The 19,178-nt window shown below is 73.8% G+C and carries 18 protein-coding genes and 3 riboswitches; of the genes, 11 read left to right on the top strand and 7 right to left on the bottom strand.

All coding sequences use genetic code 11. The features are described 5' to 3' along the window. Nucleotides 1–3 precede the first annotated feature (3 nt). From M1D56_RS09975 to M1D56_RS09955, 5 genes are all read right to left on the bottom strand, one after another. Nucleotides 4–1,125, bottom strand: a complete 1,122-nt coding sequence (locus M1D56_RS09975) for a cysteine desulfurase family protein (protein WP_271173699.1) — start codon at nt 1,123–1,125, stop codon at nt 4–6. 3 nt (nt 1,126–1,128) lie between these two features. Beyond that, the gene (gene nadC, locus M1D56_RS09970; protein WP_456283447.1) at nt 1,129–1,980 is read right to left on the bottom strand and encodes a carboxylating nicotinate-nucleotide diphosphorylase; all 852 of its coding nucleotides are present in this window, start codon (nt 1,978–1,980) and stop codon (nt 1,129–1,131) included. Next, nucleotides 1,974–3,491 (bottom strand): L-aspartate oxidase, encoded by a 1,518-nt coding sequence (nadB, locus tag M1D56_RS09965; protein ID WP_456283445.1) that lies wholly within the window; start codon nt 3,489–3,491, stop codon nt 1,974–1,976. The genes nadC and nadB overlap by 7 nt, the downstream gene beginning before the upstream one ends. Beyond that, the gene (nadA, locus tag M1D56_RS09960) at nt 3,488–4,819 is read right to left on the bottom strand and encodes a quinolinate synthase NadA (RefSeq protein ID WP_282979524.1); all 1,332 of its coding nucleotides are present in this window, start codon (nt 4,817–4,819) and stop codon (nt 3,488–3,490) included. Before nadA ends, nadB begins: the two co-directional genes overlap by 4 nt. A gap of 83 nt (nt 4,820–4,902) precedes the next feature. After that, nucleotides 4,903–5,508 (bottom strand): NUDIX hydrolase, encoded by a 606-nt coding sequence (locus tag M1D56_RS09955; RefSeq protein ID WP_324014856.1) that lies wholly within the window; start codon nt 5,506–5,508, stop codon nt 4,903–4,905. 151 nt (nt 5,509–5,659) lie between these two features. Next, nucleotides 5,660–5,755, top strand: a riboswitch (TPP riboswitch). Between M1D56_RS09955 and thiM the strand changes: the two genes are divergently transcribed. The 7 genes from thiM (at nt 5,747) to gcvP (ending at nt 14,803) form a co-directional block, all read left to right on the top strand. Further along, nucleotides 5,747–6,580, top strand: a complete 834-nt coding sequence (gene thiM, locus M1D56_RS09950) for a hydroxyethylthiazole kinase (RefSeq protein ID WP_456283444.1) — start codon at nt 5,747–5,749, stop codon at nt 6,578–6,580. Its footprint overlaps the riboswitch before it by 9 nt. After that, nucleotides 6,577–7,248, top strand: coding sequence for a thiamine phosphate synthase (thiE, locus tag M1D56_RS09945; protein ID WP_456283443.1), 672 nt, complete (start codon nt 6,577–6,579; stop codon nt 7,246–7,248). Before thiM ends, thiE begins: the two co-directional genes overlap by 4 nt. Then, nucleotides 7,245–8,753 (top strand): bifunctional hydroxymethylpyrimidine kinase/phosphomethylpyrimidine kinase, encoded by a 1,509-nt coding sequence (gene thiD, locus M1D56_RS09940; protein WP_456283442.1) that lies wholly within the window; start codon nt 7,245–7,247, stop codon nt 8,751–8,753. Before thiE ends, thiD begins: the two co-directional genes overlap by 4 nt. Nucleotides 8,754–8,780: 27 nt before the next feature. Then, nucleotides 8,781–8,871, top strand: a riboswitch (glycine riboswitch). Beyond that, nucleotides 8,872–8,964: riboswitch (glycine riboswitch) on the top strand. Between the two features lie 47 nt (nt 8,965–9,011). After that, a complete protein-coding gene (locus M1D56_RS09935) occupies nt 9,012–10,439 on the top strand; it encodes an L-serine ammonia-lyase (protein WP_456283441.1) in 1,428 nt (475 codons plus the stop codon). Between the two features lie 10 nt (nt 10,440–10,449). Continuing rightward, nucleotides 10,450–11,580 (top strand): glycine cleavage system aminomethyltransferase GcvT, encoded by a 1,131-nt coding sequence (gene gcvT, locus M1D56_RS09930; protein ID WP_456283440.1) that lies wholly within the window; start codon nt 10,450–10,452, stop codon nt 11,578–11,580. Then, nucleotides 11,577–11,957: a glycine cleavage system protein GcvH gene (gcvH, locus tag M1D56_RS09925; protein ID WP_271173689.1), complete on the top strand. Its 381-nt coding sequence runs from the start codon at nt 11,577–11,579 to the stop codon at nt 11,955–11,957. Before gcvT ends, gcvH begins: the two co-directional genes overlap by 4 nt. Nucleotides 11,958–12,022: 65 nt before the next feature. Then, nucleotides 12,023–14,803: an aminomethyl-transferring glycine dehydrogenase gene (gene gcvP / locus M1D56_RS09920; RefSeq protein WP_456285230.1), complete on the top strand. Its 2,781-nt coding sequence runs from the start codon at nt 12,023–12,025 to the stop codon at nt 14,801–14,803. Nucleotides 14,804–14,922: 119 nt separating this feature from the next. Here gcvP and M1D56_RS09915 read toward each other — a convergent pair whose 3' ends face one another. Next, on the bottom strand, nt 14,923–15,402 hold the full coding sequence (locus M1D56_RS09915; RefSeq protein WP_271172171.1) for an NUDIX hydrolase: 480 nt from the start codon (nt 15,400–15,402) through the stop codon (nt 14,923–14,925). Between the two features lie 49 nt (nt 15,403–15,451). Here M1D56_RS09915 and M1D56_RS09910 point away from each other — a divergent pair, with 49 nt between their 5' ends. The 4 genes from M1D56_RS09910 (at nt 15,452) to M1D56_RS09895 (ending at nt 18,082) form a co-directional block, all read left to right on the top strand. Beyond that, nucleotides 15,452–16,060, top strand: coding sequence for a GNAT family N-acetyltransferase (locus M1D56_RS09910; protein WP_456283439.1), 609 nt, complete (start codon nt 15,452–15,454; stop codon nt 16,058–16,060). Further along, on the top strand, nt 16,057–16,524 hold the full coding sequence (locus tag M1D56_RS09905; RefSeq protein ID WP_456283438.1) for a GNAT family N-acetyltransferase: 468 nt from the start codon (nt 16,057–16,059) through the stop codon (nt 16,522–16,524). Before M1D56_RS09910 ends, M1D56_RS09905 begins: the two co-directional genes overlap by 4 nt. Beyond that, nucleotides 16,521–16,940, top strand: coding sequence for a GNAT family acetyltransferase (locus tag M1D56_RS09900; protein ID WP_456283436.1), 420 nt, complete (start codon nt 16,521–16,523; stop codon nt 16,938–16,940). The genes M1D56_RS09905 and M1D56_RS09900 overlap by 4 nt, the downstream gene beginning before the upstream one ends. A 212-nt stretch (nt 16,941–17,152) precedes the next feature. Continuing rightward, entirely contained in the window at nt 17,153–18,082 is a 930-nt protein-coding gene (locus M1D56_RS09895) for a hypothetical protein (RefSeq protein ID WP_456283435.1), read from the top strand. Between the two features lie 112 nt (nt 18,083–18,194). Here the strand turns inward: M1D56_RS09895 and M1D56_RS09890 are convergent, their stop codons facing one another. Next, a complete protein-coding gene (locus M1D56_RS09890; protein ID WP_456283433.1) occupies nt 18,195–18,956 on the bottom strand; it encodes a CPBP family intramembrane glutamic endopeptidase in 762 nt (253 codons plus the stop codon). Nucleotides 18,957–19,178 lie beyond the last annotated feature (222 nt).

Genomic DNA, 19,178 nt, shown 5'->3' with positions numbered 1-19,178 from the left:
GGGTCAGACCGCAGCAACCGCAGCGGCGACGGCGTCGGCGACGGCGTCGAGCGAGCCCTGGTGGCGGTGCGCGAGCGTGAAGCGGACCGCGGTCTGCGCCTCCTGGGGCGGGACCCCGAGCGCGACGAGGACGTGCGACGGCTCGTCGCTTCCCGCGGCGCAGGCCGACCCGCTCGACGAGACGACGCCGCGGCGCTCGAGCTCGAGCAGCACGGCCTCGCCGCTCGTGCCCGCGAAGGTGAAGCTCGCCGTGCCGGGGAGGCGCCGGGTCGGATGGCCGGTGAGGCGCGCCGAGGGCACGAGCGCGAGCACTCGTGAGATGAAGGCGTCGCGGATGGCCGCCACGCGCCGAGCGCTGTCGGCGCGCTCGGCGTCGGCGAGCTCGAGCGCCGTCGCGAATCCGACGGCATCCGCGACCGCCTCGGTGCCGCTGCGGCGACCGCGCTGCTGGCCGCCGCCGTGGAGGAGCGGCTCGATCGGGATGCGTCCGCGCACGGCGAGCACGCCGGTGCCGGGCGGTGCCCCGATCTTGTGGCCGGCGAGCGCGATCGCGTCGGCGCCCGTGTCGGCCAGCGGCAGCCATCCCGCCGCCTGCACGGCGTCGAGGTGCAGGGGGACGCGGCGCCCCGCGAGCGCATCGGCGATGCCCCGCGCGTCCTGCACGGTGCCGATCTCGTTGTTGGCGAGCCCGATCGACACGAGCGCGGTGTCGTCGCGGAGGGCTGCGGCGACGTCGTCCGGCCGGACGAGGCCGTCCGCGTCGACGGGGAGGAGGGTCACCTCGAACCCGTGGAGGCGGCGGAGGTAATCGGCCGAGGCGAGGATCGACTCGTGCTCGATCGGCGTCGTCACGACGTGCCGTGCACGCGGCGCAGCGCCCAGGGCGATCCCCTTCACCGCGAGGTTGTTCGCCTCGGTTCCGCCCGAGGTGAAGACGATGTCGCCGCGGCGCATCCCGAGCACGGCCGCGACCCTGGCGCGGGCGTCCTCGAGAGCGCGCGCGGCTCGCTCGCCGACCGTGTGGTGGCTCGACGGGTTGCCGAATGCGCGCGTCAGGTGGGGCTCCATGGCCGCGAGCACCTCGGGCCGCACGGGCGTCGTCGCGGCGTTGTCGAGGTAGAGCACGGCTCAGCTCACGCGCATGTCGAGACCGAGGTCGAGCGCGCGGGCGGAGTGCGTCAGCGCGCCGACCGAGATGACGTCGACGCCCGTCTCGGCGATGCCCCGCACCGTCCCGAGGTCGACGCCGCCCGACGCCTCGACGATCGCTCGCCCGCCGACGATCCCGACGCCGCGACGGAGGTCGTCGAGAGAGAAGTTGTCGAGCATGATCGTGTCGACTCCGGCCGCGAGCACGGGCTCGATCTGGTCGATGCGATCGACCTCGACCTCGACATGCGCCGTGTGCGGCAGACGCGCGATGCCCGCGCGGAGGGCGGTCGTCAGGTCGGCGCCGCCGGCCTGGAGCACGGCGAGATGGTTGTCCTTCGCCATGACCGCGTCTGACAGCGAGTGCCGGTGGTTGTGCCCGCCGCCGCAGCGGACGGCATGCCGCTCGAACGCGCGGAGCCCCGGCGTCGTCTTCCGGGTGTCGACGATCCGCGCGCGGGTGCCCGCCACCTCGGCGACGAACCGCGCCGTGAGCGTCGCGACGCCCGACATCCGCTGGGTGAAGTTCAGCCCGATGCGCTCTGCGGTGAGCACCGCGCGGGCCGGCCCGGCGACGGTCGCGAGCACGTCGCCCGCGGCGAAGGGCGCGCCGTCCGCCACGCGGAGGTCGACCTCGGTCGCGCGATCCGTGAGGGCGAACGCCGCCCGGAAGACCTCGCCGCCGCTGAACACGCCGTCCTCGCGCGCGACGAGCGATGCCTGCGCGTGAGCGGATGCGGGAAGGAACGCCTCGCTCGTGAGGTCTCCCCACGGCGCGTCCTCCTCGAGGGCGGCGCGGACGGTGCGCTCGATCGTCGACGCCGTCAGCATGCGGCACCCGCTGAGAGGAGTTCGCGCGCGTGCGCGGACGCGTCGTCGGTGCGGAAATGCGACCCCACCGAGCCGGGCCGGGCGAGGGCGGCGCTCGCCGCGGCGAGGCCCACGCGCACGAGCCCCGCGTCCTCATGCGCGGCGACCGTCTGCGGACGGGGGAGGGCGTCCTGCCACGCGGCGAGCACGGCCACGGCGTGCGCGAGGCCCGCGCCGTCGCGGAGGAGCCCCACGTGATCCCACATGAGCCGCTGCAGGGCGGCGCGCGAGAAGGGCGGGACGGCGGCGAGCTCCGACGGCGACTCCGGGCTGGGCGCGGAGGGGAGCGCGGGCGCCGCATCGACGTCGCCCGCGAGGATGGCCGTGGCCGCGCGCGCGGCGAAGACCGCGCCCTCGAGAAGGGAGTTGGAAGCGAGGCGGTTGGCGCCATGCACGCCCGTGCGCGCGCACTCGCCGACGGCGAGGAGGCCGGCCAGGCTCGTGCGCCCGTCGAGGTCGGTCGCGATCCCGCCCATGAGGTAGTGGGCGGCCGGCGCGACGGGGATCGGGTGCGCGGCCCAGTCGAGCCCGCGCGCTGCCAGCGCCCTCGCGATCGTCGGGAAGCGCGCCTCGAGTCGCCGACGGCCGATGCGCGTCGCGTCCAGGAGGACGGGGCGCCCGCCCTGCTCCGCCATCCGCCGGGAGATCGATCGCGCGACGACGTCGCGCGGCGCGAGCTCGCCGTCGGGGTGGTCGTCGAGCACGAAGCGCCGCCCGTCGAGATCGATGAGGTCGGCGCCCTCGCCGCGCACCGCCTCGGAGACGAGGAACGGCGTGCCCTCGGCGAGCACGGTGGGGTGGAACTGCGCGAACTCGAGATCGACGACCGCGGCCCCCGCCCGCAGGGCGGCCGCGATGCCGTCGCCGGTCACGACGTCGGGGTTGGTGGTGCGCGCCCACAGCCGCCCCGCTCCGCCGGTCGCGAGCACGACGGCATCCGCCCGGAGCACCTCCCGGCGCCCGTCGGCGAGCAGCTCGACTCCCGCGACGCGTCCGTCCTCCACGAGGAGGTCGGCGAGGAGCGTCCGCTCGCGAAGGCGGACGCCCGCCTCGAGCGCGGCCGCGATGAGCGCGATCTCGATCGCGAGGCCCGTCGCGTCTCCGCCCGCGTGGAGGATGCGCGGATGCGCGTGCGCGGCCTCGAGTCCTCGCGCCAGGGCGCCCGAGGCGTCGCGGTCGAACGCGACGCCGAGGTCCATGAGCTCGCGCACGCGTGCCGGCCCCTCCGACACGAGCACGTCGACCGCGGCGGGGTCGCACAGGCCGGCGCCCGCGGCGAGCGTGTCGGCCGCGTGGCTCTCGACGCTGTCATCGGGGAAGAGCGCGGCCGCGATGCCGCCCTGCGCGTGCCGCGTGCTGCCGTCGGCCATCCCCGCCTTCGTGACCAGCTGCACATCCGCCCCGCCGCGCGCGAGGTGCAGCGCCGTCGCGAGGCCCGCGACGCCGCTTCCGACGACGATGACCCCGGTCATGCGCGCGCGCCTCCCGTTGGCAGGGGCTTGGCCGCGAGCATCCGCTCGAGCGCGACGCGCGCCGGGTCCGCCACCGCGTCGTCGACGCCGATCCGGTTGACCACGCGCCCCGCGACGAGCTCCTCGAGCACCCACGCGAGGTAGCCGGGGTGGATGCGGTACATCGTCGAGCAGGGGCACACGACGGGGTCGAGGCAGAAGATCGTGTGCTGCGGGTGCTCGGCGGCGAGCCGGCGCACGAGGTTGATCTCGGTGCCGATCGCGAACGTGGTCGGCTCGGTCGCCGCCTCGATCGCCTTGCGGATGTAGTCGGTCGATCCCGCCTCGTCGGCGGCATCGACGACGGGCATGGGGCACTCCGGATGCACGATGACGCGCACGCCCGGATGCTCGGCGCGCGCGGTCTCGATCTGGTCGACCGTGAAGCGGCGGTGCACGGAGCAGAAGCCGTGCCAGAGGATGACCTCGGCGTCGCGCAGCGTCTCCTCGGACGACCCGCCGTACGGCGCGCGAGGGTTCCACAGCGGCATGCGCTCGAGCGGCACGCCCATCGCCTTGGCGGTGTTGCGCCCGAGGTGCTGGTCGGGGAAGAAGAGCACGCGGCGCCCGCGGGCGAACGCCCACTCGAGCACGGTGCGCGCGTTGGACGACGTGCACACGATTCCGCCGTTGCGGCCGACGAAGCCCTTGATCGCCGCGGAGGAGTTCATGTAGGTCACCGGGACGACCGGCACGCGGCCGTCCGCGTCCGGCACGTCGAGCGGGCCGTACACGTCCGCGAGCTGCTCCCAGCACTCCTCGACCTGGTCGATGTCGGCCATGTCGGCCATCGAGCAGCCAGCGGCGAGGTTCGGCAGGATGACGGACTGCTCCGGGCGGGACAGCATGTCGGCGGTCTCGGCCATGAAGTGCACGCCGCAGAAGACGATCGCCTCGGCCTCGGGGTGCGCCTTCGCCGCGCCCGCGAGCTGGAACGAGTCGCCCACGTAGTCGGCGTGCTGGACGACCTCGTCGCGCTGGTAGAAGTGGCCGAGGACGACGACGCGGTCGCCGAGCGCCGCCTTCGCCGCCCGGATGCGATCGTGCAGCTCGGCTTCCGGGGCCTCGCGGTAGGCGCGGGGGAGCTCGCCCTGCCGCGGGGCGTCGGTCGGGATCACGTCGCCCATCGAGGCGCCCGGGCCGTACCCGGCGACGGCGTCGAAGCTCCAGGGCCCCGCGGCGAGGTCGGTCGAGCACGTCGAGCCCGCGGCGCCGCCCGAGACGATCGCCTGGATCTCGTGGTCGACGCTCGCGTCGCGGGCGGTGAGGGTGATGCTGGTCGCGGCCATGGGGACCCCTGTTCGTGTCGATTCGACTCTAAGTCGTCGACACCACTTTAAGTCAGGTTGACCACAAAGGCGAGCGGGGCTCCTCAGGCCGGTCCGAGCGGTCCGCGATCGGCGAGCTCGACCTCCGAGTTGTAGCGGTACAGCCGCGCCGGGCGATGCTTGCCGGTGCGGAACGACTCGGTCGGGAGGAGCGCCTCGGAGCCCTCGAGGAGGCGGCGGAAGTTCGACGGGTCGAGGCGGCGCCCGAGCACGGCCTCGTAGACCTCCCGCAGCTCGGTCAGCGTGAACTCGTCGGGCAGGAGGCCGTGCGCGATCCGGCTGTAGCCGACCTTGTTGCGCAGCCGCCACACGGCGTAGTCGACGATCCGGTTGTGGTCGAAGGCGAGCGCCGGCAGGTCGTCCACGTCGAACCACTCGACGTTCTCCGGCGCGTCCTCCGCGGCGCGCTGCGCATCCACGAGGTCGGAGCGCAGGAGCGCCCAGTAGACGACCGACACGACGCGCGTGGGGGAGCGGTCGACGTCGCCGAAGGCGTAGAGCTGCTCGAGGTAGCTCGGGCTGAGCGCGGTCGTCTCGGCGAGCGTGCGGGCGGCGGCGTCGTCGAGCCCCTCCCGCTCGTCGAGCCATCCGCCCGGGAGCGCCCACGCGCCCTCGAACGGCTCCCGCGTGCGGCGCACGAGCGGGATCATGAGCGCGTCGGCCCCGGGCCGCGAGCGCAGCGAGAAGATCACGGTCGAGACGGCGACGCGGATGCCGGCGCTCTCGGTCGCGGAAGGGGAGGTCACCCTTCGAGCGTAGGCGACCCGGCGCGCGGGCCATCGCGGACCCGCTATGCTCGCTCGCAGTGACACGGGGTGTCCCCTTCCGGGACTGAGATCACACCCGTATGCACCTGATCTCGTTAGGACGAGCGGAGGGATGTCGCTGATGAGTGACGCGCACCTGTCGGTATCCGATGGCCCCGGGGCCGTGCTGTCGAGACTGCGCGAGACCGCGCCGCTCGTGCAGTGCATCACGAACTCCGTGGTCGTGAACGTCACGGCCAACGCGCTGCTCGCGGTGGGCGCGGCGCCCGTGATGGCCGACATCCCCGAGGAGGCCGGGGAGTGCGCGGCGTTCGCGTCGGCGCTCCTGGTCAACCTCGGGACGCCGACCGCCGAGCAACGCGCGGCGATGACCGCCGCGGTCGCCGCGGCACGCGCGTCCGGCACGCCGTGGGTCCTCGACCCCGTGGGCGTGGGCGCCCTCGGCCTGCGCACCGGCGCCGCGCGCGACCTGCTCGCGCACCGGCCCACCGTGATCCGCGGCAACGCCTCGGAGGTGCTCGCGCTCGCGGGCGCCGGCTCGGGCGGGCGCGGGGTCGATGCGGCCGACGAGGTCGATGCGGCGCTCGACGCCGCCCGCGCGCTCGCCGAGCGCACCGGCGCGGTCGTCGCGGTGTCGGGCGCGGTCGACGCGGTCACCGACGGCGCGCGCACGGAGCGCATCGCGGGCGGGAGCGCGCTCCTCACCCGCATGACGGGAGGCGGCTGCTCGCTCGGAGCGGTCGTGGCCGCCTGCGTCGCGGCAGCGGATGGCCCGGATGCCGCGTTCGCGGGCACGATCGCGGCGCACGCCGTCTACGCGGCCGCCTCCGAGCACGCGGCGGCCGTCGCGACGGGCCCCGGCTCGTTCGCGGTGGCGTTCCTCGACGCGCTCGCGGGGGTCGATGCGGTCGACGTGTCCGCGCCCGAGCGCTTCGCGACGGAGGTGCCGGCATGACCGCGCGACCTCTCGACCTCTCCCTCTACCTCGTCGCGGACGCCGCGACGATCACCGGCCGCTCGCTCGTCGACGTCGTCGCCCAGGCGGTCGACGGAGGGGCATCGACCGTGCAGATCCGCGGCAAGGACCTGTCCGCCGCCGATCTCCTCGCCCTCGTCGAGGCCGCTGCCGCGCATATGCGCGGCCGTGCGACGCTGCTCGTGAACGACCGCGTCGACGTGTACCTGGCCGCGAAGGCCGCGGGAGCGTCCGTCGACGGCGTCCACATCGGGCAGACCGACCTGCCGGCCGACCGCGTGCGCGGCCTCGTGGGCGACGACGCGATCATCGGCCTGAGCGCGAGCCTGCCGCGCCAGCTCGAGGCGCTGCGGCGCCTCCCCGCCGGCACGGTCGACTACCTGGGCGTGGGCGCGGTGCGCGCCACCCCGACGAAGAAGGACCATCCGACCCCGATCGGATGGACCGGATTCGCGGCCTTCGCCGAGCTCGCGCACGAGTTCCCGTGCGTCGCGATCGGCGGCGTCGGCCCGGGCGACGCGCGCGACGCGCGGCGCGCGGGCGCCGCCGGGATCGCGGTCGTCCGCGCCATCTGCTCGGCGGAGTTCCCCGCCGCGGCGGCGGCCGCGCTGCGGTTCGAGTGGGCGGACGCCGAGGTCGTCGCATGACCGCGGTGCCGAACATCCTCGCGATCGCGGGCTCCGACCCGTCGGGAGGGGCGGGCATCCAGGCCGACCTCAAGTCGATCGCCGCGTGCGGCGGCTACGGCATGGCCGCGATCACGGCGCTCACCGCCCAGAGCACGCAGGGTGTCTCGGGCGTGCACGTGCCGCCCGCGTCGTTCCTGCGCGAGCAGCTCGACGCGCTCGCGGCCGACATCCGCATCGACGCCGTCAAGATCGGCATGCTCGGCACGGCGGAGATCGTCGCTGTCGTGGCGAACTGGCTGCGGGGTCTCGACACGCGCCCGCCGGTGGTCCTGGATCCCGTCATGATCGCCACGAGCGGGGATCGCCTCATCGACGCCGAGGCCGAGCGCGCGCTGCACGATCTCCTGTCGCTCGCCGACGTCGTGACGCCGAACCTCCCGGAGCTGGCCGTGCTCACCGGTGTCGCGGCCATCGGATCGTGGACGGACGCGCTCGCGCAGGCGGCCGCGCTCGCGCGTCGCCACGGCGTGCTCGTGCTCGCGAAGGGCGGGCACCTCGACGGCCCGGCATGCCCGGACGCGCTGGTGGGGCCGGATGGCCTCATCGCCGAGTTCTCGGACGCGCGGATCGAGACGACCGCCACGCACGGCACGGGGTGCTCCCTGTCCGCGGCGCTCGCCACGCTCCGCGCGCGCGAGGGCGGCTGGACCTGGGCGGCGCGCCTCGCCCGCGGATGGCTGCGCGACGCGATCGCGTCGGGCTCCGAGCTCGAGGTGGGCCGCCCGGGAGGGCACGGCCCGCTCCACCATCTCGCGGGCCTGTGGCGGACGGGAGGCCTCCCGCGCCGCGACGCCGAGCTCGACGCCTGGTGGGAGGACATCGCGCCGCTGCGCGCCGGCATCGACGACGTGTGGTTCGTGCGCGCACTCGCGGACGGCTCGCTCGATCGGGACGACTTCGCGCACTACCTCGCGCAGGACTCGCTGTACCTGCGCACGTACGCGCGCGTGCTGAGCCGGGCCGCGGAGCTCGCGCCGACGCTCGAGGAGCAGGCCTTCTGGGCGGCATCCGCGCACAGCTGCCTGGAGACCGAGCTCTCCCTGCACCGCGCCCGGCTGGACGATGCGCCGGCCGACGCCCCGGCGACGCCGTCCGCCGAGACCATGGCGTACCTGGATCATCTGCAGGCGACGGCAGCGGCCGGCGACCACGCGGTGCTCGTCGCCGCGGTGCTCCCGTGCTTCTGGCTCTACCAGGACATCGGCGCGCGCCTCGCGGCCGCGAATCGCCCGGGCCATCCGTATGCCGACTGGCTCGAGATGTACGCATCCGACGCGTTCGACCTCGCCACGCGCGAGGCCATCCGCTGGACGCAGGAGCACGCCAGGGCCGCGGACGACGCGCGCCTCGCGCGCATGCGCACGGCCTTCGACGTGTCGGCCCGGCACGAGCTCGCGTTCTTCGCTCAGCGGCGCGATGCCGTCGCGCGGGAGCAGTCGCGGGCGGGTGCGGTCGCCGGGTAGGATCGGCACACACAACTGAACGACCGTCCACCCGTCACGGGAGAATGCCGCGCTCGCGCGGCTGCCGTAGGAGCAACCCCTCCCGGAATCTCTCAGGCCCACGTACCGTGGCGGCAGGTCACTCTGGAAAGCGGCGCACACGCGCCCGCCGACGGGGCAAGCGGAGCTGCGGCGCCGCGGAAACTCTCAGGCCTATGACAGAGCGGGAGGAACTCGGCGCACCCTCACGGCGAGGGTGCCGAAGACGGGAGTTCCTCGATGGTGCACACGACAGACGACGACGTCGGCCGTGCCGGAACCGCCCTCGGCGACCGGGCGCCGTTCGTCGGGGTCTTCGACCTGTTCACGATCGGCATCGGGCCGTCGAGCTCGCACACCGTGGGCCCGATGCGCGCGGCCGCGGCGTTCGCCGACGAGCTCGCCGAGCGGATCCCGCTCGTCGCGGCCCTCGAGGTCGAGCTGTTCGGCTCGCTCGCCGCCACGGGCGCCGGCCACGGCACGCTCACGGCCGTGCTCGTCGGCCTCGAGGGGTGTCGCCCTGACGTCGTGCGCGCCGACGAGGTGTCCGCTCGCGCGGAGCGCATCGAGCGCGACGGCGTCGTCCGCCTGGGTGGCACGGGGTCCGTCCCGCTGCGTGCGCGCGACATCCGCCTCGCGCCGCTCACCGTGCTCGCCCGCCATACGAACGCGCTGCGCTTCACGGCGAGGGATGCCGCGAGTCGCACGCTCGCGCACGGCACGTGGTACTCGGTCGGCGGCGGATTCATCGTCCGCGAGGGCGAGGAGGCCACGGCGACCGAGACGCCCGTTCCGCATCCGTTCTCGACCGCGTCGGAGCTGCTCGCGATCTGCGCGGCCGAGCAGGCGGGCATCGCCGAGATCGCGCTGCGCAACGAGAGCGCGCTGCGGTCTGCGCACGACGTCCGCGAGGGGGTCCTGCGGATCCGCGACGCGATGGACGAGTGCGTGGCGGCCGGCACGCGCGCCGACGGAGAGCTGCCAGGGGGCCTGCGCGTCCGTCGCCGCGCTCCGCAGTGGCACGCACGGCTTCTCCAGGAGGACCCCGACCGCAGCCCCGCGTACGCCCAGGAGTGGGTGAACCTCGTCGCGCTCGCCGTGAACGAGGAGAACGCGGCGGGCGGGCGGGTCGTCACCGCGCCGACGAACGGCGCCGCGGGCATCATCCCCGCCGTGCTGCACTACGCGACGCACTACACGCCCGCGGTCGCCGCGGGGAAGCACCGCGACGATGTGGCCGTCGAGTTCCTGCTGACGGCCGCGGCGATCGGCTCGATCTACAAGGCGCGCGCCTCGATCTCGGGCGCCGAGGTCGGCTGCCAGGGCGAGGTCGGCTCGGCGTCGTCGATGGCGGCGGGCGCTCTCGCCGCCGTGCTCGGCGGCACGCCGGAGCAGGTCGAGAACGCGGCCGAGATCGCGATGGAGCACAACCTCGGTCTCACGTGCGACCCGGTGGGCGGCCTCGTGCAGATCCCGTGCATCGAGCGCAACGCGATCGCCTCCGGAAAGGCGGTCAATGCCGCCAAGATGGCCATGTGGGGCGACGGGACGCACCGCGTCTCGCTCGACGCCGTCATCGAGACCATGCGGCAGACCGGCCGCGACATGAGCGACAAGTACAAGGAGACCGCGAGGGGCGGCCTGGCCGTCAACGTGGTCGAATGCTGAGGAGAACCGCGTGAGCACAGACGAATCGACCGCCTCCGCCTCGGAGGGCCTGCGGCGGTCGCCGCTGCAGGCGGAGCACGAGGCGCAGGGAGCGTCGTTCACCGACTTCGGCGGGTGGTGGATGCCCGTGCGCTACACGTCGGATCTCGCCGAGCATCGCGCCGTGCGCGAGGCGGCGGGGCTGTTCGACATCTCGCACATGGGCGAGATCCTCGTGCGCGGCGCGGGCGCCGGCGCGTTCCTCGACTACGCTCTCGCCGGGCGGCTGTCGGCCGTCGCGGTCGGCCGCGCGAAGTACACGATGATGCTCGCGGAGGACGGCGGCATCATCGACGACCTCGTCGTGTACCGGCTCTCCGACGACGAGTTCCTCATCATCGCCAACGCGGGCAACCGCCGCACCGTCGCCGCCGAGGTGTCGGCGCGCATCGCGGGCTTCGACGCCGACCTCGAGGACGCCTCCGATCGCCTCGCGCTCATCGCCCTGCAGGGGCCGCGCGCCCAGGCCATCCTCGAGAGCGCGCCCGAGGTGGGCGGCTTCGGCCTGCCGCTCGACGAGCTGCGCAACTACGCGTGGACCGACGCGGAGTTCGCGGGCACGCCGCTGCTCGTCGCGCGCACCGGCTACACGGGAGAGGACGGCTTCGAGCTCTGCATCGACGCCGACCGCGCCGTCGAGCTGTGGCGCGCGCTGCTCGCGGCCGGAGCGCCCCACGGCCTCGTGCCGGCCGGACTCGCCGCGCGCGACACGCTGCGTCTCGAGGCGGGCATGCCCCTGTACGGGCACGAGCTCGCGCGCGACATCTTCCCGTCGCAGGCTGGGCTCGGCCGCGTCGTCGCCGCCGACAAGGGCGACTTCGTGGGCGCGCGGGCGCTCGACGCGCGGCCGGGCGAGCGCGTGCTCGTCGGCCTCACGATGGAGGGCCGCCGCGCCGGGCGCGCGGGCTACGGCGTGTTCCGCGGCGACCACCAGGTCGGCGAGATCACGAGCGGCGCGCTCAGCCCGACCCTCGGCCATCCGATCGCCCTCGCGTACGTCGACCAGGAGGCCAGGGACGCCGACGACCTGTCCGTCGACGTCCGCGGCACCCGCATCCCCGCCACCCCGACCACCCCGCCCTTCTACCGGAGGAAGAAATGACCGACCTCAACGCGCTGCTCTACACCGCCGAGCACGAGTGGATCCGCATCGACGGCGACATCGCCACGATCGGCGTCACCGACTACGCCGCCGAGCAGCTCGGCGACGTCGTCTTCGTTGACCTGCCCGCCGCCGACGCGTCCGTCGCCTCAGGCCAGGTCATGGGCGAGATCGAGTCCACCAAGTCCGTGTCCGAGCTGTACGCCCCCGTCGACGGGACGGTCGTCGAGGTCAACAGCGCGGTCGACGAGAACCCCGGGCTCGTGAACGAGTCGCCGTTCGAGGACGCGTGGCTCGTCCGCGTCCGCGTGACCGGCGACGTCGACGGCCTCCTCGATCGCGCCGCCTACGCCGCGCTCACGGGTGCCGAGGCGTGAGCGCCGCGGGCTTCGGAGCGTACGCCGCGCGCCACATCGGCACGACCGGCGCCGACCAGGAGCGGATGGCGGAGGTCATCGGCTTCGACGGCAGGGTCGACGCCGTCCTGTCGGCGGCCGTGCCCGCGGTCATCCGCGATCTCGGCTCCGCGGGCTCGGCCATCCCGCGCGACGGCGTGTCGGAGGCGGCGGCGCTCGCCGAGCTCCGCTCGCTCGCCGCGCGCAACCGGGTGCTGGCCCCCATGATCGGGCTCGGCTACAGCGACACCCTCACGCCGTCGGTCATCCAGCGGAACGTGCTCGAGAACCCGTCCTGGTACACGGCGTACACGCCCTACCAGCCCGAGATCTCGCAGGGGCGCCTCGAGGCGCTGCTCAACTTCCAGACGATGGTCGCCGACCTCGCGGGGCTCCCGGTCGCGAACGCGTCGATGCTCGACGAGGCGACCGCCGCCGTCGAGGGCATGCTCGTGGCGCGCCGCGCGGTGCGCGGCGGCTCCGACGTGTTCGTCGTCGACGCCGACGCGCTCCCGCAGACGAAGGACGTGCTCCGCGTGCGCGCCGAGGCCGTGGGCATCGAGGTCGTGGAGCTCGACCTCGCGGGCGGCGCGGCGCTGCCCGAGTCGGTCTTCGGCGCGCTCATCCAGTACCCGGGCGCGTCGGGCCGCATCTGGAACCCGCAGGGCGTCATCGACGCCGTGCACGTCGCGGGCGGCCAGGCCGTCGTCGCGGCCGACCTGCTCGCGCTCACCCTCATCGCGTCGCCGGGCTCGCTCGGCGCCGACATCGTCGTGGGGTCGTCGCAGCGCTTCGGCGTGCCGCTCGGGTTCGGCGGCCCGCACGCGGGATTCATGGTCGTGCGCCAGGGCCTCGAGCGCCAGCTCCCGGGCCGGCTCGTGGGCGTCTCGAAGGACGCGGACGGGCAGCTCGCGTACCGTCTCGCCCTCCAGACGCGCGAGCAGCACATCCGCCGTGAGAAGGCGACGAGCAACATCTGCACCGCGCAGGTGCTCCTCGCCGTCATGGCGGCGATGTACGCCGTCTACCACGGGCCTGACGGCCTCCGGGAGATCGCGACCCGCGTGCATGAGAAGGCCGCCAAGCTGCGCGGATGGCTCGAGGACGCGGGCGCCGACGTGGTCGACGGCGCGTTCTTCGACACGCTCCGCGTGCGCGTGCCGGGCCGCGCGGACGCCGTCGTGGCGGCGGCGCACGACGCCGGCGTGCTCCTGCACCGCGTCGACGCCGACACCGTCGGCATCTCGGTGGGCGAGGCGACGACGTCGACGGAGCTCGCCGCGGTCGCGGGCGCCTTCGGAGGCGCGCGCGGCGAGGGGGCGGGCGCCGTCGCGATCCCGCAGGAGCTCGTCCGGACGGAGCCCTTCCTCACGCACCCCGTGTTCTCGAGCCACCGCTCCGAGACGGCGATGATGCGCTACCTCAAGCGACTCGCCGACAAGGACTACGCGCTCGACCGCGGCATGATCCCGCTCGGCTCGTGCACGATGAAGCTCAATGCCGCGACCGCCATGGCCGCGATCACGTGGCCGGAGTTCGGGCGCATCCACCCGTTCGCGCCGCGGGAGGACGTGATCGGCTACCTCGAGCTCATCGATCAGCTCGAGGGCTGGCTCGCCGATCTCACCGGGTACGACGCCGTCTCGCTCCAGCCGAACGCCGGGTCGCAGGGCGAGCTCGCCGGCCTCCTCGCCATCCGCGGGTACCACCGCTCGCGCGGCGATGTGCACCGCGACGTGTGCCTCATCCCGTCCTCCGCGCACGGCACGAACGCGGCGTCCGCCGTGCTCGCGGGCATGCGCGTGGTCGTCGTCGCGTGCGACGAGGCCGGCAACGTCGACCTCGACGACCTGCGCGCGAAGATCGCGCAGCACGCCGATGCGCTCGCGGCGCTCATGATCACGTACCCGTCGACGCACGGGGTGTACGAGCACGACGTGCTCGAGATCACCGCGGCCGTCCACGATGCGGGCGGCCAGGTCTACATCGACGGTGCGAACCTGAACGCGCTGCTCGGGCACGCGCGGTTCGGCGACCTCGGCGGCGACGTCTCGCACCTCAACCTGCACAAGACGTTCGCGATCCCGCACGGCGGCGGCGGGCCCGGCGTCGGCCCGGTCGCGGCGAAGGCGCATCTCGCGCCGTTCCTGCCCTCGCACGCCCTCGCGCAGGGCGACGGCGACACCGAGGGGATCGGCCCCGTGTCGGCCGCGCCGTACGGGTCGGCCGGCATCCTGCCGATCTCGTGGGCGTACGTGCGCATGATGGGCCTCGAGGGGCTCACGCAGGCCACAGACGCGGCGGTCGTGGCGGCGAACTACGTCGCCGCGCGCCTCGCCGACCACTATCCCGTGCTCTACACGGGCGAGCAGGGCCGCGTCGCGCACGAGTGCATCCTCGATCTCCGGCCGCTCAAGGCCGAGACCGGGGTGAGCGTGGACGACGTCGCCAAGCGCCTCATCGACTACGGCTTCCATGCGCCCACCATGTCGTTCCCGGTGGCGGGCACGCTCATGGTCGAGCCGACCGAGTCGGAGGACCTCGCTGAGCTCGACCGCTTCGTCGACGCGATGATCGCGATCCGCGCCGAGGCGCAGCGCGTGGGCGCGGGGGAGTGGCCCGTGGAGGACAACCCGCTCGTGAACGCCCCGCACACCGCCGCGGCCGCGATCGCCGGCGAGTGGGACCATCCGTACACGCGTGAGACCGCGGTCTACCCCGCCGGAGTCGGCTCGGCGAAGTACTGGCCGCCCGTGCGCCGCATCGACCAGGCCTACGGCGACCGCAACCTCGTGTGCGCGTGCCCGCCGATCGAGGCGTTCGCCTAGCAGCGCCGGTCGTCGAGACTAGCGCCCGTCGTCGAGGCTAGCGCTCCCCGCGCCGGTCTCGACGACGGGCGCTAGTCCGACGGATGGGACGGGGCGTGACGGGACGGGGCGGGACGGGATCAGGTCTCGAAGCGCGCGTGGGGATGGCCGGCGGCGGCCATCCGGATCCGCTCGCGCATCTCGGCGTCGACGTCGCCCAGATCGTCGAGTCGGCGCCACATCGCCTCGGTGTTCTCGCCGTCTTCCGGGTGCGGCTCGCCGGAGACGTAGCGGCAGCGGAAGACGAGGTCGAGGTACTGCGCCTGGTCGCCGTTCGCGTACGTCATCGGCCGCGTCGCGTGGACCCACGCGAGCGACTCGGCCTCGGCGACGACGGCGGCCTCCTCGAGCACCTCGCGCACGGCCGACACCGCGGGCTCCTCGCCGGGATCGACGATGCCCGTGACCGGCGTGAGGCGGGCGTTGTCCGCGCGCCGGACGAGCAGCACCTCGCGCTCTGCGCCATCGCCGCGCAGCACGACCGCGGTCACGCCCGTGAGCCACAGGGGGTCGGTCCCGATCCTCTCGCGCAGTCGCAGGATGAAGTCGGGGGTCGCCATGAGGCGATCCTATGCGGGCGGACGTCGCGGCGACCGATAGCGTGGATCGGTGGACTTCGCTGCGAACCCCGTGCTCGAGAACGACATCGTCCGTCTGGAGCCGCTGAGCTCCGCGCATCACGACGACCTGGCGGCGGCTGTCGCGGAGGGCGACCTCTGGCGGACCTGGTACACGCGCATCCCCTCGCCCGACGGGGTCGCCGCGGAGATCGACCGGCGGCTCGGGGAGCAGGCGGCCGGGCGGATGGCGCCCTGGGCCGTCGTGGATGCCCGGACGGGGCGTGCGCTCGGCATGACGACCTACTGCAACATCGACGCGCCGAACCGCCGCGTCGAGATCGGGTACACGTGGCTCGCGCGCTCGGCGCAGGGGACCGGCGTGAATCCGGCCGCGAAGCTGCTGCTGCTCGAGCGCGCGTTCGACGAGCTCGACTGCGTGTGCGTGCAGTTCTGCACCCACTGGCACAACCACCAGTCGCGCGCCGCCATCGCCCGTCTCGGCGCCCGGCAGGACGGCGTGCTGCGGGCCCACGCGATCTTCCCCGACGGGCACGTGCGCGACACCGTGGTCTTCTCGATCCTGCCGCACGAGTGGGCGGCCGTGCGGCTCGGCCTCGAGGCGCGACTCGAGCGGCACCGGGAGGCGGCTCGCGCATGACCGCTCTGGTCCCGATGGCGGCCGCCGACTCGGGCGACGTCGAGGCGTTCCTGCGCCTGGTCGACCTCACGACGAGCGGCCTCGACGCTCCGTCGGTGCGCCTCTGGTTGCGTCGCGACGCCGCCGGCCGCATCGTCGAGACGACCGGCTACGAGGCGAGCGCCGACGGCCGCCACGCGCTCATCCGCAGCGTCGCCGTGCATCCGGATGGCCGCGCGGCCGGCACGGGGACGTCTCTCGCGCGCTTCGCGCTCGCGCGGGCGGCGGAGGCGGGTGCCACGACGGCGTGGCTGTTCTCCCGCCGGTCCGGGCCGTTCTGGCGGAAGCTCGGGTTCGTCCCGGCCGATCGGGAGGAGCTGGCAGCGGCCCTTGCCGACACGCACCAGGTGCTCCTCTTCCGCGAGACGGGGCAGCTCGATCGCGAGGTGGCCTGGTCGCGGTCGCTCGCGGAGCTCGCATCGTGAGCATCGCCATCCGCCCGCTCGTGGATGCGGACGTCGAGCCGGTCGTGGCGCTGTGGACGGCGGCCGGGCTCACTCGGCCCTGGAACGACCCGCGCAAGGACATCCGCCGCGCTCGGGAGGTCTGGCCGGAGCTGCTTCTCGTGGCAGACGACGACGGCGCAGTCGTCGGCACGGTGATGGCGGGCTACGACGGGCACCGCGGCTGGCTCTCGTACCTCGCGAGCGCCCGTCGCGGCGAGGGGATCGGCCGCGCGCTCGTGGCGGAGGCCGAGCGACGGCTCCTCGCGCTCGGATGCCCCAAGGTCATGCTGATGGTCCGTGCGGAGAACCGCGGCGTCATCGACTACTACGCGGAGCTCGAGTACGCCCGCGACGACGTCGCCGTCCTCGGCAAGCGCCTGATCCCGGACGTGTAGCGGCGCCCGGCGCGTCCCCTCACTCGTGAGACTAGCTCTCGTCGCCCAGACTGCTGCCCGGAGCACCGGTCTCGACGACCGGCGCTAGTCCCAAGGCGGCAGGGGCGCGGAGCGCGGCGACGGTGCGTGCACAGGCCGACCTGCTCCGCGTGTCTGCTCCAGAAGACGATCGACGTCGCACGCTCGTGGAGCCGCTTCGCGAGGCTGGAGCCATGGCCGACCGCGACGAGCTGCATAGGACTGGGCGCGACGCCAGCCTGCGGGCACTGCGCCGGCAGGTGGGGCAGACCGTGCCGATGCGACGCGGGCTGCACGTCGCGGCCGACGACTGGACGCGGCTCGCCCCGTATGAGCGGTATGCGCGGAGGGTCAGCGCGGCCGTCTCGGCGTTGCGCGATCCCGTGCTGTGCTTCGAGTCGGCTGCCGTGCGACATGCCCTCCCTGTGTTCGGCGAGCCGCGCGACATCCATCTGCTGCATATGGGCCGAGGGCATTCGTATCGACGGGGAGACGTTCTCGCCCACACGAGCATGGCGGAGCGGGAGATCGTCCGGGTCGACGGCGTGCGGATGACGTCGAAGCTCGAGACCGCGATCGACCTCGCGCGCGTGCTGCCTCTCGCGTTCGGCGTTGCGGTCGTCGACGCCGCGCTGCGGTCCGGACTGACGTCGGACGACCTCGAGCGGCGCATCCGCGAGCTGCCGAACCGGCGCGGCGCTCGCCTCGGCCGTGCTGCCCTGAAAGCGGCCGACGCGAGATCGGAGTCGGTCCTCGAGAGCGTCAGCCGCGTGGTCCTGGAGCTCCTCGGGTTCGAGTCGCCCGAACCGCAGGTCGAGTTCGTCGTCAACGGGAGAGTTCGCCGGGTCGACGCGTGGTGGAGGTCCGTCCGGGTCATCGGCGAAGCCGACGGGCGCGCGAAGTACGCGCAGCCGACGGACTCGTCGACCGCGCTCGTGCTGCGTGAGGAACGGCGCCGGGAGAACGCGCTCCAGATCGCGGCAGGCCGGGTGATCCGATGGGAATGGTCAGACGTCGTGCGCGTCGAGCCGTTCGAGCGGATCCTCGTCGCCGCGGGCATCCCGCGCGTCAGGCCGCGGTCGCCGGAGGTCTTCGCGGCGGTGCGCAACCCGCGTTCGCGGTGACGAACGGCCCGCGAGACCAGTGCGTCGTTGAGACTAGCTCCCGTCGTCGAAACCGGTGCTCGAAGCGCCAGTCTCGACGACGGGCACTAGTCTCACCGAGGCCGGGCGGGTCCTACGGCAGGTAGGGTGCGACGAGCGGATAGCCGACGAACGCGATGACGTCGATGAGCGCGTGCGCGATGACGAGGGGCATGACCCGCCCCCAGCGGCGGTAGCACCAGATGAACACGACGCCCATCGCGAAGTTCCCGACGATCGCGCCGAACCCCTGATAGGCATGGTAGGCAGCGCGCAGGCCCGCCACGGCGAGGATGACCGACCAGGGGCGCCAGCCCAGGCGCGCGAGCCGGTCGACGAGATATCCGTTCAGGATGACCTCCTCGAGGAGCCCCGCGCGCACCGCGGACAGCACGAGGATCGGGACGAGCCATCCCTCGACGCCCGACGACGCCTGCACGTCGACGTTGAGGCCGAGCGCGCGGGCGCCGAGATAGAGCGCGAGGCCCGGCACGCCGATGACCACGAGCAGGATGGCCGCACGGCCGAGGTCCCGGGGGATGGCGCGCAGATCGAGCCCGATGCGCCGCAGGGCGCTCCGCCCCGGCTCCCAGAGCAGGTACACCACCAGGGCGACGAGGGCGAGGTCGAAGAAGACGTCGAGGATCCGGTAGACCGCGTCCCACGGCGGCTCCTCGGCGCGCGCGGGATTCAGAGCCGCGGACTGGTCTGCGAGCGCGACCGGCCGCAGGAGAGCGCGCACGAGCGAGAGCACCGAGTAGAGGGCCGACTGCCCGAGGGTCAGGGCGAGGACGATCGCGACCTCCCAGGCGAGGCGACGTCGCGAAGGCCGCGCGGCGGGGAGGGGAGCGCTCATACCACGAGACTCGCACAGCGCGGGGATGCGACCGTGCGAAACGCCGTCGATGCATGTGCATGAAGTCGACGGCGTGTTGGCGCAGATTGCCAAATCGAGAGCCCCTCCAGTAAAGGGTCTGTAACGGTTCCGCTGAAGGTTTGTCACAGACCGCATCGGAGCCTAGATTTCACTCATCGCATTCACGGAGACTCCCGAGGCTCCGTGAAGGCACCTACAACC

The organism is Microbacterium sp. JZ101, from assembly GCF_053903175.1.
Note: the sequence above shows the minus strand (reverse complement) of the source record. Positions and strands in the feature narration are given on the sequence as shown.